Origin of the sequence: Glycomyces terrestris (genome assembly GCF_003933745.1) — a bacterium.
GTDB lineage: Bacteria > Actinomycetota > Actinomycetes > Mycobacteriales > Micromonosporaceae > Glycomyces > Glycomyces terrestris.
Genome location: NZ_RSEB01000006.1, coordinates 245,007 through 259,353 on the forward strand (window position 1 = coordinate 245,007; position 14,347 = coordinate 259,353).

14 protein-coding genes are annotated in these 14,347 nt (G+C 70.4%); 9 read left to right on the forward strand and 5 right to left on the reverse strand.

Annotated features, from left to right (window positions below):
* The first annotated feature begins 8 nt into the window (after positions 1-8).
* Complete coding sequence (locus tag EIW28_RS21235; protein ID WP_125249711.1) at positions 9-902, forward strand: phenylalanine 4-monooxygenase; 894 nt, start codon at positions 9-11, stop codon at positions 900-902.
* Here the strand turns inward: EIW28_RS21235 and EIW28_RS21240 are convergent.
* The gene (locus EIW28_RS21240; protein ID WP_125249712.1) at positions 899-1,537 is read right to left on the reverse strand and encodes a pyridoxamine 5'-phosphate oxidase family protein; all 639 of its coding nucleotides are present in this window, start codon (positions 1,535-1,537) and stop codon (positions 899-901) included. The genes EIW28_RS21235 and EIW28_RS21240 overlap by 4 nt on opposite strands.
* Before the next feature lie 180 nt (positions 1,538-1,717).
* Here EIW28_RS21240 and metH point away from each other — a divergent pair, with 180 nt between their 5' ends.
* The 4 genes from metH to EIW28_RS21260 all read left to right on the forward strand — a co-directional run bounded on the left by metH (position 1,718) and on the right by EIW28_RS21260 (position 7,211).
* Positions 1,718-5,254 carry a methionine synthase gene (gene metH, locus EIW28_RS21245; protein ID WP_232014103.1) on the forward strand — a complete coding sequence of 1,179 codons (3,537 nt, stop codon included), beginning with the start codon at positions 1,718-1,720 and terminating at the stop codon, positions 5,252-5,254.
* 90 nt (positions 5,255-5,344) lie between these two features.
* A complete protein-coding gene (locus EIW28_RS21250) occupies positions 5,345-5,902 on the forward strand; it encodes a thymidine kinase (protein WP_125249714.1) in 558 nt (185 codons plus the stop codon).
* 71 nt (positions 5,903-5,973) lie between these two features.
* Positions 5,974-6,642 carry an HAD family hydrolase gene (locus EIW28_RS21255; protein ID WP_125249715.1) on the forward strand — a complete coding sequence of 223 codons (669 nt, stop codon included), beginning with the start codon at positions 5,974-5,976 and terminating at the stop codon, positions 6,640-6,642.
* Positions 6,643-6,683: 41 nt separating this feature from the next.
* The gene (locus tag EIW28_RS21260) at positions 6,684-7,211 is read left to right on the forward strand and encodes a DUF2087 domain-containing protein (protein ID WP_125249716.1); all 528 of its coding nucleotides are present in this window, start codon (positions 6,684-6,686) and stop codon (positions 7,209-7,211) included.
* A 1-nt stretch (position 7,212) separates the two neighbouring features.
* Here EIW28_RS21260 and EIW28_RS21265 read toward each other — a convergent pair whose 3' ends face one another.
* On the reverse strand, positions 7,213-7,557 hold the full coding sequence (locus tag EIW28_RS21265) for a winged helix-turn-helix transcriptional regulator (RefSeq protein WP_125249717.1): 345 nt from the start codon (positions 7,555-7,557) through the stop codon (positions 7,213-7,215).
* A gap of 98 nt (positions 7,558-7,655) precedes the next feature.
* Here EIW28_RS21265 and EIW28_RS21270 point away from each other — a divergent pair, with 98 nt between their 5' ends.
* From EIW28_RS21270 to EIW28_RS21280, 3 genes are read left to right on the forward strand one after another with little or no spacing between them, the layout of a single operon-like run.
* Entirely contained in the window at positions 7,656-8,567 is a 912-nt protein-coding gene (locus tag EIW28_RS21270) for an NAD(P)-dependent oxidoreductase (RefSeq protein ID WP_269462618.1), read from the forward strand.
* Between the two features lie 16 nt (positions 8,568-8,583).
* Positions 8,584-9,453, forward strand: coding sequence for an NAD(P)-dependent oxidoreductase (locus EIW28_RS21275; RefSeq protein ID WP_125249719.1), 870 nt, complete (start codon positions 8,584-8,586; stop codon positions 9,451-9,453).
* An 11-nt stretch (positions 9,454-9,464) separates the two neighbouring features.
* Positions 9,465-10,328, forward strand: coding sequence for an NAD(P)-dependent oxidoreductase (locus tag EIW28_RS21280; protein WP_125249720.1), 864 nt, complete (start codon positions 9,465-9,467; stop codon positions 10,326-10,328).
* A gap of 21 nt (positions 10,329-10,349) precedes the next feature.
* On the opposite strand, the gene EIW28_RS21285 is transcribed toward EIW28_RS21280, so the two are convergent.
* Positions 10,350-11,201: a helix-turn-helix transcriptional regulator gene (locus EIW28_RS21285; RefSeq protein WP_125249721.1), complete on the reverse strand. Its 852-nt coding sequence runs from the start codon at positions 11,199-11,201 to the stop codon at positions 10,350-10,352.
* A 131-nt stretch (positions 11,202-11,332) separates the two neighbouring features.
* On the opposite strand from EIW28_RS21285, the gene EIW28_RS21290 reads away from it, so the two are divergent.
* Positions 11,333-12,082, forward strand: coding sequence for an NAD(P)H-dependent oxidoreductase (locus tag EIW28_RS21290; RefSeq protein WP_125249722.1), 750 nt, complete (start codon positions 11,333-11,335; stop codon positions 12,080-12,082).
* A 78-nt stretch (positions 12,083-12,160) separates the two neighbouring features.
* Here the strand turns inward: EIW28_RS21290 and EIW28_RS21295 are convergent, their stop codons facing one another.
* Together EIW28_RS21295 and EIW28_RS21300 are read right to left on the reverse strand one after the other, a co-directional pair.
* Entirely contained in the window at positions 12,161-13,453 is a 1,293-nt protein-coding gene (locus EIW28_RS21295; RefSeq protein ID WP_125249723.1) for a KamA family radical SAM protein, read from the reverse strand.
* 206 nt (positions 13,454-13,659) lie between these two features.
* Positions 13,660-14,085, reverse strand: coding sequence for an OsmC family peroxiredoxin (locus EIW28_RS21300; protein WP_125249724.1), 426 nt, complete (start codon positions 14,083-14,085; stop codon positions 13,660-13,662).
* Positions 14,086-14,347 lie beyond the last annotated feature (262 nt).

Sequence of the window (14,347 nt, forward strand, 5' to 3'; positions counted from 1 at the left end):
CTGGAGGCATGTTCGAAGAAGGACAGTACTTCGCGCCGGTCAACACCGACGCCGACGGCACGGTCGTCGTGGAGCTGGGTGAGACCCACCCGGGCTTCGCGGACGCCGAATACCGCGAACGGCGCAACGCCATCGCGGCACTCGCATTGGACTGGAGGCCCGGCCTACCCATGCCGACGGTCGACTACACCGATGCCGAGCACGAGATATGGCGGCTGGTCAGTGCGGAACTGGCCGTCAAGCACCAGGCCCTGGCCGCACACGACTACCTCGACGGTGCCGAGCGCCTCAAGCTCCCCGCCGACCACATCCCGCAGCTCCACGAGGTCTCCGAGCTGCTGGAGCCCCTGACCGGGTTCAGCTACCTGCCCGCGGCGGGGCTGGTGCCGCTGCGCGACTTCTACGGCGTGCTCGCCGACGGGAAGTTCCACGCGACCCAGTACATCCGCCACCACTCGGTGCCGCTGTACACGCCGGAGCCGGACGTGATCCACGAGGTCATCGGCCACGCCAACGCCCTCGCCGCGCCCCGCTTCGCCGCCCTGTACCGCGCCGCCGGGGACGCGGCCCGCCGCGTGCACTCCGAGGACGCGCTCGAGTTCGTCTCCCGCGTCTTCTGGTTCACCCTCGAGTTCGGGGTGATCAGCGAGCCGGACGGCCTCAAGGCGTACGGCGCGGGCATCCTCTCCTCGTACGGGGAGATCGACGAGTTCCGGGACATGACGATCCTGCCGCTCGACCTGGTCACCATGGGCACCATCGACTACGACATCACGCACTACCAGGACAAGCTGTTCGACGCGGGGTCGATGGACCGGCTGGAGGACGTCGTCGGCGAGTTCTGGGAGACGTGCGACGACGACATGATCGAGCGGCTCAAGGCGGACGCGAAGGCCGCCTAGTACAGCTGCTTGGCGTAGGTCTCGCCGTAGTACTCGACGAGCTCGTCGAGGGTCTTGTCCACGTCCTGGGTCTCCTTGACCATCTGCGCGTGGCTCGGCAGGGCGTCGGGCGCCCACGTCTCGGGCTTCCAGATGCCCGACCGCATCGACGCCTTGCCGCAGTGGAAGAAGATCGTGTCGATCTCGACCACGAGCGCGAGCACCGGCCGGTGGCCCTTGACGACCATGTCCGCGAAGAAGGGCGCGTCCGAGACCACTCGGGCGCGCCCGTTGATCCGCAGCGTCTCGCGCCGCCCCGGAATGAGCGAGAGCAGGCCGACGTGCGGGTTCGCGAGCACGTTGTGGTACCCGTCGACCCGGTGGTTGCCCTTGCGCTCGGGGATCGCGACCGTGCGGTCGTCCAGCACGTGCACGAGGTGCCCGGCCGGGTCGCCCTTGGGGGAGGCGTCGCAGTTGCCCTCGGCGTCGGCGGTCGCCACCACGACGTAGGGGGAGGCCGCGAGCCACTCGCGGTCCCGCTCATGGAGCCGCGGCCGCTCCTTCTGCGCCGCTTGGGGTTTCACCTCACCGACGATCTCCCGGAGCTTCTGGGGGTCGGTCACTTCGGTCCACGTGCGGGCGTCCACGGCGTCCATATCGGTCCCTTCCGGCGGGGGTGCCATTCCGACCCGATGCTACGCCCGGCCCGGAACGCGGGCAACCGTCTTCAACGCGCGCGGCGTCCCGTTCCGGCCGCTGTGATCTTGACCCGCCACCCTGCCCATCCTGTGAAACCGACTTCCCACGACGCGGCACGCGCAAGTACCCTTGACCGCGTGTCTGAGCAGAGCATCTTCCTCGAAACCCTGAAGCGCCGCGTCGTCATCGCCGACGGGGGCATGGGCACGATGCTCCAGACCTTCGACCCGACGATGGAGGACTACGACGGCCACGAGGGCCTCTCCGACATCCTGTGCCTGACCAGGCCCGACATCGTCCTCGGCATCCACGACGCCTACCTCGCGGCCGGCGCCGAGTGCGTCGAGACCAACAGCTTCAACGCCAACTACGGCGGCCTGGTCGAATACGGCCTCGAAGCCCGCGCCCGCGAGCTCGCCCGCGCGGCCGCCTCCCTCGCCCGCCGCAAGGCCGACGAGTACGCCACCCCCGAATGGCCCCGCTTCGTCCTCGGCTCCATGGGCGGCGGCACCCGCCTGCCCACCCTCGGCCACGCCCCGTTCGCGCTCCTGCGCGACCACTACGAGGAGTGCTCCGCCGGCCTCATCGAAGGCGGCGCCGACGCCCTCCTGGTCGAGACCGCCCAGGACCTCCTCCAGGCCAAGGCCGCCGTCATCGGCGCCAAGCGCGCCAACGCCGCCCTCGGCACCAGCGTCCCGATCATCGCCCAGGTCACCGTCGAGACCACCGGCACCATGCTCGTCGGCGGCGAGATCGGCGCCGCCCTCACCAGCCTCGCCGCCCTCGGCATCGACCTCATCGGCCTCAACTGCGCCACCGGGCCCGACGAGATGAGCGAGTCCATCCGCTACCTCTCCCGGCACTCGCCCGTGCCCATCTCGGTCATGCCGAACGCCGGCCTGCCCGTCCTCGGCCCGAACGGCGCCGTCTACCCGCTCACCCCCGAGGAGCTCGCCGACGCCCACGAGGAGTTCGTCAAGAACTTCGGCGTCAACCTCGTCGGCGGCTGCTGCGGCACCACCCCCGACCACATCCGCGCCGTCCGCGAGCGCCTCGGCGGCGCCGACCTCATCGCCCCCAGGGAGCGCACCCCCGTCCTCGAAGCGGGCGCCTCCTCCTCGTACCACCACGTCCCCTACCGCCAGGACGCCTCCATCCTCAACGTCGGCGAGCGCACCAACGCCAACGGCTCCAAGGCCTTCCGCGACGCCATGCTCGCCGCCGACTACGACCGCTGCGTCGAGATCGCCCGCGAGCAGGCCGGCGGCGGCTCCCACCTCCTCGACCTCTGCGTCGACTACGTCGGCCGCGACGGCGCCGAGGACATGAAGGTCCTCGCCTCCCGCTTCGCCACCGCCTCCACCCTCCCGATCATGCTCGACTCCACCGAGCCGAACGTGGTCGAAGCCGGCCTCGAGGCCCTCGGCGGCAAGTGCATCGTCAACTCCGTCAACTTCGAGGACGGCGACGGCCCGAACTCCCGCTACCAGCGCATGATGCCCCTCGTCGCCGAGCACGGCGCCGGCGTCGTCGCCCTCTGCATCGACGAGGAGGGCCAGGCCCGCGACCGCGAATGGAAAGTGGGAGTCGCCGCCCGCCTCATCGACGACCTCACCGGCACCTGGGGCATGCGCATCGAGGACATCTTCGTCGACGCCCTCACCTTCCCCATCTCCACCGGCCAGGAGGAGACCCGCCGCGACGGGCTCGAGACCATCGAGGCCATCCGCGAGATCGCCCGCCGCTACCCCGGCGTCAACTTCACCCTCGGCATCTCCAACATCTCCTTCGGCCTCAACCCCGCCGCCCGCCAGGTCCTCAACTCCGTGTTCCTCAACGAATGCGTCGAAGCGGGCCTGACCAGCGCCATCGTCCACGCCTCCAAGATCCTGCCCATGGCCTCCATCCCCAAGGAACAGCAGCAGGTCGCCCTCGACATGGTCTACGACCGCCGCACTGCGGACTACGACCCGCTCCAGCGCCTCATCGAGATCTTCGACGGCGTCAGCCTCGCCGGCTCCAAGGAGGCCCGCGCCGAAGCCCTCGCCGCCCTCCCGCTCGGCGAGCGCCTCGCCCAGCGCATCATCGACGGCGACAAGAACGGCATGGACACCGACCTCGACGAGGCCCTCGCCGAAGGCAGGCGCCCGCTCGACATCATCAACGACCACCTCCTCGAAGGCATGAAGGTCGTCGGCGACCGCTTCGGCTCCGGCCAGATGCAGCTCCCGTTCGTCCTCCAGTCCGCCGAGGCCATGAAGTTCGCCGTCGCCCACCTCGAACCCCACATGGACAAGGCCGACTCCACCGACAAGGGCACCATCGTCCTCGCCACCGTCCGCGGCGACGTCCACGACATCGGCAAGAACCTCGTCGACATCATCCTGTCCAACAACGGCTACACCGTCGTCAACCTCGGCATCAAGCAGCCCATCAACGCCATCCTCGACGCCGCCGAGGAGCACCGGGCCGACGTCATCGGCATGAGCGGCCTCCTCGTCAAGTCCACGGTCATCATGAAGGACAACCTCGCCGAGATGATGGCCCGCTCGATGCACACGCGCTGGCCGGTCCTCCTCGGCGGCGCCGCGCTCACCCGCGCCTACGTCGAGGACGACCTGCGCGAGATGTTCGAAGGCGGCGAAGTCCACTACGCGCGCGACGCGTTCGAGGGCCTCGACCTCATGAACAAGGTCATGACCGCCCGCCGCACCGGCGTCCCCATCGTCGACGCGGAGAAGGAGGCGAAGATCGCCCTGCGCCGCGAACGCCGCGCCAAGCAGGCCACGCTCGTCGCCGACACCCTCCCCGACCTCGACGACACCTCGGTGCGCTCCGACGTCGCCACCGACGTCGAGATCCCCGTCCCGCCCTTCTACGGCTCCCGCGTCGTCAAGGGCGTCCAGACCTCCGAGTACGCCGCCCTGCTCGACGAGCGCGCCACCTTCCTCGGCCAGTGGGGCCTCAAGCCGACCCGCGGCGACGACGGCCCCTCCTACGAGGAGCTCGTCGAGACCGAGGGCCGCCCCCGCCTGCGCTACTGGCTCGACCGCCTCGCCACCGACAACGTCATCGAGGCGAAGGTCGCCTACGCGTACTTCCCGGCCTACGCCGAAGGCAACACCCTCGTCGTCCTCGACGAGAACGGCCACGCCGAACGCGCCCGCTTCACCTTCCCGCGCCAGCGCCAAGGCCGGCGCCTGTGCCTCGCGGACTTCTTCCGCGCCAAGGACGGCGAGCAGCTCGACGTCCTCGGCATGCAGCTGGTCACCCTCGGCTCCAAGGTCTCCGAGTACACCAACGAGCTGTTCCAGGCCAACGCCTACCGCGACTACCTCGAAGTGCACGGCCTCACCGTGCAGCTCACCGAGTCCCTCGCCGAGTACTGGCACCGCCGCATGCGCCGCGAATGGGTCCTGCCCTCCGGCGGCACCGTCGCCGACGCCGACCCCGCCGACCTCAAGGGCATCCTCGACGTCGACTTCCGCGGCTGCCGCTACTCCTTCGGCTACCCGGCCTGCCCCGAGCTCGCCGACCGCGCCACCCTCGTCGACCTCCTCGGCGCCCACCGCATCGGCGTCGAACTGTCCGAAGGGGACCAGCTCCACCCCGAGCAGTCCACCGACGCGATCGTCCTGCACCACCCCGAGGCGAGCTACTTCAACGCCAAATGACCGCCACAGGAGCCCGGGGCCCATAGGGTCCCGGGCACCTCGCGCGCAGCCCGCTTCCAACCCCGTCCACCCGCCCGGCACGATAGGCCCATGTCGCACGAACTCGTCGCCTACCTCGGCGTCATGGACGCCGGGAAGTCCACCCTCGCCCTCCAGTACCACCACTCCCTCGGCGGGCAAGGCGTCGTCTACACCTCCATGGACCGCGGCGGCGAAGGCGTCGTCTCCAGCCGCATCGGCCTCGCCCACGAAGCCCGCGAAGTCAAACCCGGCTTCGACATCTACGACGACCTCGCCGCCCTCCGGCCCCCCTACGTCATCGTCGACGAAGTCCAGTTCCTCGAAGCCCCCAAGCAGATCAACCACCTCGCCGACGCCGTCGACGGCCTCGGACTCGACGTCTACGCCTTCGGCCTCAAGACCGACTTCCTCGGCCGCCTCTTCCCCGCCTCCCAGCGCCTCATCGAACTCGCCGACCGCGTCGAGGAACTCCCCGTCCGCGTCAACTGCTGGTGCGGCGAACGCGGCACCCACAACGCCCGCGTCCGCGACGGCGTCATGGTCTTCTCCGGCGACCTCGTCGAAGTCGGCGACATGGACTCCTACACCGTCCTCTGCCGCCGCCACCACCGCGCCGGACTCGCCTGACGCTGTGAGCCTCCTCGCCCGGAACCGCCGAAACCCCGGATCGCCCCCGCGCCCCCGATACCGTTCACCCCATGGCTGAGCTTCACGCGTTCCCGCAGGCCGTCCTCTTCGACATGGACGGCACCCTCCTCGACTCGGAGCCGCGCTGGGACACCGCCCTCGAAGAGCTCGCCGTCCTCCTCGGCGGCACCCTCCGCCCCGAAGTCCGCGACCGCATGGTCGGCTCCAACGAGGACGCCTCCGTCGTCTTCCTCCTCGAAGACCTCGGCCTCCCCGTCGAGACCTTCCCCGAGCACGTCGCCTGGCTCCGCAACCGCATGAAGACCCTCTTCGCGGACGGCGTCGACTGGAAGCCCGGCGCGCGGGAACTCCTCCTCGAAGTCCGCGCCGCCGGCATCCCCACCGCCCTCGTCACCTCCACCGCGCGCGAACTCACCGAAGTCCTCCTCCAGACCCTCGACCCCGCCAACTTCGACGTCATCATCTGCGGCGACGAAGTCCAGGCCCGCAAACCCGACCCCGAGCCCTACCGCACCGCCGCCGAGAAGCTCGGCGTCGACATCACCCGCACCATCGCCATCGAGGACTCCCGCTCCGGCAGCGAGTCCGCGCTCGCCGCCGGCGCCGTCACCATCGCCGTCCCCAGCGAGGTCGCCCTCCCCGACGACCTCCCGGCCCACCGCCTCGACACCCTCGCCGGCGTCACCCTCGCCCGCCTCCGCGCCGTCGCGGCCGCCTAAATCGCGTTGACGCCCCGGCCGGACCCGGCCATCGTGGGGCCATGGAACCCAGCCACGAGATCGTCAAGGCCCTGGCCGACCCCGACCGCCTCCGCGTCTTCGCCGCGATCGTCCTCGCCGGCGACACCGGCACCGGCCTCGCCGCCCTCCGCCAGACCCACCCCCGCGCCGACCAGGCCCTCCCGCGCCTCGTCCGCGCCGGACTCGTGACCACCGCCGACACCGGATTCCGCGCCGACCCGCAGGCGTTCCGCGACGCCGCCGCCGCGGCCCGCTCCGCCGTCCCCGACGCCCCCGCGGGCACCGCCCCCGACGTCGCCCACCTCTACCGCGCCGGACGCCTCACCGTCATCCCCACCCGCCGCGCCACCCGCGTCGCCGTCCTCCGCGACCTCGCCGACCGGCTCTTCGAGCACGACCGCGTCTACACCCAGGACGAGGTCACCGCGGCGCTCGCCGACGTCCACGACGACCCGCTGACCCTCCGCCGCGAGATGATCGACGAACTCCTCCTCGAACGGACCCTCGGCGGCCGCGAGTACCGCCGCCGCGAGGCCCCGCCCATCTGACCTAGCAGGCCGCGACCTGCGGCCGCGCCTCCAACTGATCGCGGTGCTCGTCGCCCCACGCCTCCAGGGGCGCGAGCGCCCGGTTCAGCGACTCCCCGAGCGGCGTCAGCGAGTACTCCACCCGCGGCGGCACCTCCGCGTACAGCTCGCGGTGCACCACCCCGCTCGCCTCCAGCTGCCGCAGGTTCTCCGCGAGCACCTTCTCGCTCACCCCGTCGAGCTTCCGCCGGATCTGCCCGAACCGGACCGGCCCCTCGGCCAGCACCCACATCAGGTGCATCTTCCACTTGCCGCCCACGACGTCGATCGCGATCGACATGCCGCAGGTTTGATCTCCGTCACTCATCGCCGCCACTGCGCGCCTCCCGACCATATTCCGAACCTCGACGTAAGCAACCCCACCAGGAAGTGCGGTCTTGCCGAGCGTACCCGCCCCGACCGACGATGGATCCCGTCGACACCGACAGGAAATCACCACTAACGAAGGGGCACAACATGTCTGCCGTCACCGTCCTCGGTCTGGGCCCGATGGGCCGCGCCACCGCCCGCCTCCTCCTCGACGCCGGCTTCGACGTCACCGTCTGGAACCGCACCCCCGGCAAGGCCGAGGCGCTGGCCGAACTCGGCGCCAAGCCGGCCGCCACCGTCGCCGAGGCGATCGCCGCGAGCGACACGATCCTGCTCTCCCTGATCCATTACGACGCCATGTACGGCGTCCTGGAGCAGGGCCCGGCCGACCTGACCGGGAAGACGATCGTCAACCTCTCCTCCGACTCCCCGGCCAACACCGCCAAGGGCGCGGACTGGGTCCTCAAGCGCGGCGCGAAGTTCCTCACCGGCGCGTACATGACCCAGAGCGACGACATCGCCCACCCGGCCTCGAAGCTGTACGTGAGCGGCCCCGCCGACCTCCACGACTCGCTCCGGCCGATCCTCGAGAAGCTCTGCGCCAACGTCTACCTCGGCGGCGACTACGGGCTCGCCCAGCTGTACTACCAGGCCGGGCTCGCCATGTTCCACGCCTACCTCATCTCGCTCCAGCAGGCGTTCGCCATGATCGAGCGCTCCGGCGGCGACATCGACACCTTCCTCGACCTCCGCAAGGACGAGCCGGTCAGCCAGCAGGACTTCACGAACTTCTTCGCCCAGGCCGCCAAGGGCGGCGGCTGGGGCGACCTGGCCAGCCTGAAGATGATGCACGCCGGCGCCCAGCACGTCATCGACGCCAGCGAGGACGCGGGCGTCGACGCCGCTATCACCAAGACCATCCAGGACTACTACCAGCGCGCACTCGAGGCGAGCGAGCGCGCCGGCGAGGCCGTCCCCGTCTACCGCATCTTCCGCGGCGACGCCTAGGAAAGGAGATCCCACGATGCCGAAAGGCCACCTCACCGTCCTCGGACTCGGCGCCATGGGCTCGGCGATCGCCGAGCGGCTCCGCGGCTCCGGCTACGCCGTGACCGTCTGGAACCGCACCGCCGCCAAGACCGGGCCGCACGTGGCGGCCGGCTCGAAGGCCGCGGCCACGGTCGCCGAAGCGGTCGGCGCGGGGGACGTCGTCCTGGTCGTGCTCCTCGACCACGAGAGCGTCCGCGAGCACCTCGACCCGGTCGCGGCCGAGCTCAAGGGCAAGGTCGTCGTCAACCTGACGACGACCACGCCGAACCAGGCCCGCGCGACCGCCGCCTGGGCCGCCGAGCACGGCATCGCCTACCTCGACGGCGCGATCATGGCCGTCCCGGACATGATCGGCTCCCCGGGCGCCCGCCTGCTGTACTCCGGCGACGAGAACGCCTACGCGATCGCCCGGCCGGCCCTCGAGACCCTCGGCGCCGCCGAGTTCGCGGGGGCCAACGCCGGGGTCGCCTCCCTCAAGGACATGGCCCTGCTCGCGGCCATGGACCTCATGCTCCAGGGCTACCTCCAGGCCATCGCGATGATGCGCACCGTCGGCGCCAGCGCCGCCGACACCGCGGAGGAGACCGAGGCGTGGCTCGCCGCGATGCTCCCGTACGGCAAGGAGATCGCCGCCGTCGTGGACGGCGGGACCTACGACACCGGCGGCCAGAGCGTCGACTTCGACCGCCGCGGCCTCGCCTCGCTCATCACCGCCAGCCGCGAGCAGGGCGTCAGCGCGCGACTCCTCGAGACCCATCAGCGGCTCCTCGAGGAGCTCGCCGCCGCCGGCCACGGCGCGAGCGACTGGCCCCGCATCATCGACCGACTCACGATTCCCCGATAAGGAAGCAGCACATGCCGAACCAGACCGTCTCCATCCTCGGGCTCGGTGCCATGGGCGCCGCGATCACCGCCCGGCTCCGCGACACCGGCCACGACACCGTGGTGTGGAACCGCACCGCCGCCAAGACCGAACCGCACGTCGCGGCCGGCTCCCGCGCCGCCGCCACGGTCGCCGAAGCGGCCGCGCTGGGCGACGTCGTCCTCGTCGTCCTGCTCGACCACCTGAGCGTCCGCGAGCACCTCGACCCGGTCGCGGCCGAGCTCAAGGGCAAGGTCGTCGTCAACCTGACGACGACCACGCCGAACCAGGCCCGCGCGACCGCCGCCTGGGCCGCCGAGCACGGCCTGACCTACCTCGACGGCGCCATCATGGCCGTCCCCGAGATGATCGGCACCCCCGTCTCGCGGCTGCTGTACTCGGGGGACCGGGGCGCCTACGACGCCGCCCGCGGCATCCTCGAGACGCTCGGCGCCGCCGACTACGAAGGCGAGGACGCCGGGCTCGCGTCCCTCAAGGACATGGCCCTGCTGACCTCGATGTACCAGCTGTTCAGCGGCTTCATCCAGGCCGCCGCGATGATGCGCACCGTCGGCGTCCCCGCGGCCGAGACGGCCCGCGAGGTGTCGGCCTGGCTCGGCGCGATCCTGCCGCACACCGAGCTCTTCGCCGGCGTCATCGACAGCCGCGACTACAGCGCCGGCCAGAGCGTGGACTTCACCCGCGCCGCGGTCGGCTCGCTCATCGCCGCCAGCCGCGAGCAGGGCGTCAGCGCCGACTTCCTCGAGCCGCTCCTGAGCCGCCTCGACGAGCTCAGCGCCACCGGCCGCGGCGGCGCCGACTGGACCAGCGTCAACGAGCAGCTCGCCATCGGCTAGCCGCCGCCTGGGGGCGGGGGATCAAGCCCCCGCCCCCAGCAGCGCGAGCTTCTCGTACCCGTCCGTCCCCGGCGCGGCCGTCAGCGTCACGAGCATCTGCCCGGACCCGTCCGCGACCCGGAACTGGTCCTTGTACAGCTGGAGCAGGCCCACCATCGGGTGGTCGAACCGCACCCAGCCGATGTTGCAGTCCTTGACCTCGGCCCTCGCCCACATCTCCGCGAAGTCCCGGTGCGCCACTGACAGCTCGCCGATGAGCGCGGTCATCTCCGCGTCCTCGGGGAACAGCGCCGACATCTTCCGCAGCTGCGCCACCGTCTCGTGGGAGCACATGGCCCCCCAGTCCGGGAAGAACTCCCGCGAGTCCTCGTCGAACAGCAGCCGCACGAAGTTCGGCCCCGACTCCAGGTCCCAGCCGAACCCGCCGTACAGCAGCCGCGCCAGCCGGTTCGAGGCGAGCACGTCCTGGCGGTGGTTCATGATCAGCGCGGGGAAGTTGTCGATCGCCGCGAGCATCGTCTGGAGCGAGGGCCGCACGCCCGTGCGCTCCTGCACCGGGCTCCGGCGCGTGTTCCCCGCCAGCAGGTGCAGATGCGCCCGCGTGGTCTCGTCGAGCCGCAGCGCCCGCGCCACCGCGTCCAGCACCTGATCCGAGGGCCGCTTGGCCCGCCCCTGCTCCAGCCGCGTGTAGTAGTCCACGCTCACCCCGGCCAGCAGCGCCAGCTCCTCGCGCCGCAGCCCGGGCACCCGCCGCCGCGAGTCCGCCGGCAGCCCGACCTCGTCGGGATTCACCCGGGCGCGCCGCGCTTGCAGGAACTTGCCCAGGTCCACGACGTCCTCGAGCTTGTGGATCCCGGTCGCATCAGATGACATCACTCAAACCTCCGCGGCAAGCATGCCCGCGCCCGCCCGGCGGTGCCTAGGTCTGTCAGTCCTAGGGTCGAACGACCCCAGGTCGAACAGACGTCTGGCAGGCCCCGCGGTTTCCGCGAAGCATGGTCGCCATGAAGATCCACATCGTCTACGCCCACCCGCACACCGCCTCCCTGAACGCCGCGCTCCGCGACGAGGCCGTCCGGACCCTCGAAGGCTCCGGCCACGCCGTCACCGTCTCGGACCTGTACGCCATGAAGTGGAAGGCCGTCGCCGACTACGACGACTTCGGCCCCACCGAGGAGGAGCGGTTCATGTTCGCCGCGGGGGAGGCGTGGGAGAAGGGCGAGATCGCCGCCGACGTCAAGGAGGAGCAGGCGAAGCTCCTCGCCGCCGACCTCGTGGTCCTCCAGTTCCCGCTCTGGTGGTACACCGTCCCGGCGATCCTCAAGGGCTGGATAGACCGGGTCTTCACCAACGGCTTCGGCTACGGCACCTCCCGCGACTGGCCCCGCTTCGGCGACGGCGTCCTCAAGGGCAGGCGCGCCATGGTCGTCGTGACCACCGGCGCCGCCGAGTCCCACCTCTCCGACCGCGGCGTGAACGGCTCCATCGACGACCTGCTGTTCCCGCTCCAGCACGGCGTCCTGTTCTACACCGGCATGGAGGTCCTGCCCCCGGTCGTCGTCACCGGCGCCGCCGTCATGGACGAGGCCGGCTTCGCCGGCGCGACGGAACTCGTGCGCATCCGCATGGCGGCCGTCGCCGAGACCGCGCCGATCGCCTACCGCAGGCAGGCCGACGACTACGACGACGCCAAGCGCCTCAAGCCCGGCCTCGAGCCCGCGGGCACCACCGGCTTCGCGCTGCACATCGCCTGACCGGGCGCACATGAAACGGGCCGGAGCGGTCGAAACCGCTCCGGCCCGCCAGACGCCGTCCAGCCGATGAGGACGGGTCTACTCGAAGGGGAACTTGTCCGCGAACGCGGGCTTCAGCTCGTCCACCCACACGGCGTTCTCGTCGAACTTCGCGTAGAACGGCACGCCCACGATGCTCGGGTCGCGCGCCTGGAGCATCCGCAGCGCGAACACCTGCTCCTCGCCGATCCGGACGACGCCGTCCACCGCCACCTTGCCCGGCGTGGCCGACATCGACGGGCCTCTCACGGTCCGGCACAAGCCGGAGACCTGGCTGAACGCGTCCCGGTAGATCTCCCAGGCCTGCACCAGCGGCACCGAGAAGTAGTCCCTCGGTCCGGTGTCGCGCTCCACGAACATGTAGTACGGGATCATCCCCAGCCGGTGCTGGGTCCTCCACATCCCCGCCCACTCGTCCGCGTCGTCGTTGATCGTCCTGATCAGCGGCGCCTGCGTCCGGATCACCGCACCCGTGGACCGGATGCGGCGCACCGCCTCCCGCACGATGTCGGAGTCGAGCTCCTTCGAGTGCGAGAAGTGCGCCATGAACGCGAGGTTCCTCCCCGAGTCCACCACCTGCTCGAACAGCCGCAGCGTGTCGTCCGCGTCGGGGTCCGACACGAACCGCTGCGGCCAGTACGCGAGCGCCTTCGACCCGATGCGGATCGACTCGACGTGGTCCATGCCCAGCAGCGGCTCGATGTACCGCCGCAGGACCGGCTCGCCCATGATCATCGGGTCCCCGCCGGTCAGCAGCACGCTGCTCACCTCCGGGTGCTCGCGCACGTAGCCGGCGAGCTGCTCCACGTCGTTGTTCGCCATCTTCAGGTCGGCGATCCCCACGAACTGCGCCCACCTGAAGCAGTAGGTGCAGTACGCGTGGCAGGTCTGGCCCTGCTGCGGGAAGAACAGCACCGTCTCGCGGTACTTGTGCTGGAGCCCGGGAATGGGCTCCTCGCCGGCCTTGGGGATGTTCAGCTCGAGCTGACCCGCCGGATGCGGGTTGAGCTTGAACCGGACCTCGTTGGCCGCGGCCGTCACCTCCTGCTTGGAGGCGTCGGACTTGAGCAGCCCCGCGATGTGGTCGACGTCCTCCGCGGGAAGCATGTCCTCCTGCGGGAACACCAGCCGGAACATCGGGTCCTCGAACGGACGGTCCCAGTCGATGAGCTCATCGACCACGTACGCGTTCGTCCGGAACGGCAGGACCGAGGCGACGGCCCTGGTGCGGAGCCGCTGCTCCTCCGACAGCGGCGCTCGTTGCAGCAGATCGTCCAGGTGGCGGATGGTGTAGGCCTGGAACCGCCTACCGGTGTTTTCAGGGGCAGTCACGAGAACTCCCTCCTCTTGCGGTTGTCGGTTTGCAACGCGGCCGGCAGGGCCTCCAGTTACAAACAAGTGCGCGAAACCAACGCTCACCCCGCCTTCGCGGACCGGAGTCCGCGTCGGCTCCGTGGCCTTTCGGCCACGGATGGTGCACCCGATGCTTTCGCGCACACTGTGCGTGAATATGAAATTTTCAGGCGTTTGAGGCGACCCTAGCCCAGCGTCGCCTCAAGCGAAATCGGGACCGCCTTGAGCGCCTGGCTCACGGGGCAGCCGTCCTTCGTCGCCGCGGCGATCTGCTCGAACTCGTCCTTCTCGATCCCGGGAATGACGGCCCGAACGGTGAGGGCGATGCCGGTGATGCCCGTGCCGGGCTTGAAGTCCACGGCCGCTTCGGTGACGATCTCCTCGGCGGTGTAACCGGCCTTGCCGAGGCCGGCCGCGAACGCCATGGAGTAGCAGGAGGCGTGCGCCGCGCCGATGAGCTCCTCGGGGCTGGTCTTGCCCTCCGGCTCGTTCGCGCGCGACGCCCAGGTCACCGGAGTGTCCGGCAGGCCGGACGACAGGAAGCTGGTGACGCCGCCGCCGTCCTGGAGTCCGCCGGTCCATCGGGTGCTTGCGTTGCGAGTGACTGACATGCCTTCTCCTCTGATCGGAGTTCCTTCGCTCGCAGGCTAACAGTCGGAGTTGACGCCTGAAGGGCGCCTGAAGACGGTCCGCGACGGCGGTCGTCCTGCCGACCTGCCGCGGTGTTCTCGCGAAGTCCTTGCCGTCTCCGCTGGTCAAGCGTAACGTTGAACGGCAGATGACCCCCCTGGTTTCGGCCCCTTCGGGGGTGTGTATATTTGTCTTTGCCCGCGGGGGAACGGAACGGCTGAGCCGGTCCGGAGATCACGGAGG

Excerpts from the sequence above, each read along its gene's own strand:
- EIW28_RS21235 (WP_125249711.1), top strand. The coding sequence starts at position 9 with ATGTTCGAAGAAGGACAGTACTTCGCGCCGGTCAACACCGACGCCGAC.
- EIW28_RS21250 (WP_125249714.1), top strand. The coding sequence starts at position 5,345 with ATGTCGCACGAACTCGTCGCCTACCTCGGCGTCATGGACGCCGGGAAG.
- EIW28_RS21240 (WP_125249712.1), bottom strand. The coding sequence starts at position 1,537 with ATGGACGCCGTGGACGCCCGCACGTGGACCGAAGTGACCGACCCCCAG.
- EIW28_RS21270 (WP_269462618.1), top strand. The coding sequence starts at position 7,656 with ATGGATCCCGTCGACACCGACAGGAAATCACCACTAACGAAGGGGCAC.
- EIW28_RS21280 (WP_125249720.1), top strand. The coding sequence starts at position 9,465 with ATGCCGAACCAGACCGTCTCCATCCTCGGGCTCGGTGCCATGGGCGCC.
- EIW28_RS21285 (WP_125249721.1), bottom strand. The coding sequence starts at position 11,201 with ATGTCATCTGATGCGACCGGGATCCACAAGCTCGAGGACGTCGTGGAC.
- EIW28_RS21275 (WP_125249719.1), top strand. The coding sequence starts at position 8,584 with ATGCCGAAAGGCCACCTCACCGTCCTCGGACTCGGCGCCATGGGCTCG.
- EIW28_RS21290 (WP_125249722.1), top strand. The coding sequence starts at position 11,333 with ATGAAGATCCACATCGTCTACGCCCACCCGCACACCGCCTCCCTGAAC.
- EIW28_RS21300 (WP_125249724.1), bottom strand. The coding sequence starts at position 14,085 with ATGTCAGTCACTCGCAACGCAAGCACCCGATGGACCGGCGGACTCCAG.
- EIW28_RS21260 (WP_125249716.1), top strand. The coding sequence starts at position 6,684 with ATGGAACCCAGCCACGAGATCGTCAAGGCCCTGGCCGACCCCGACCGC.
- EIW28_RS21265 (WP_125249717.1), bottom strand. The coding sequence starts at position 7,557 with ATGAGTGACGGAGATCAAACCTGCGGCATGTCGATCGCGATCGACGTC.
- EIW28_RS21255 (WP_125249715.1), top strand. The coding sequence starts at position 5,974 with ATGGCTGAGCTTCACGCGTTCCCGCAGGCCGTCCTCTTCGACATGGAC.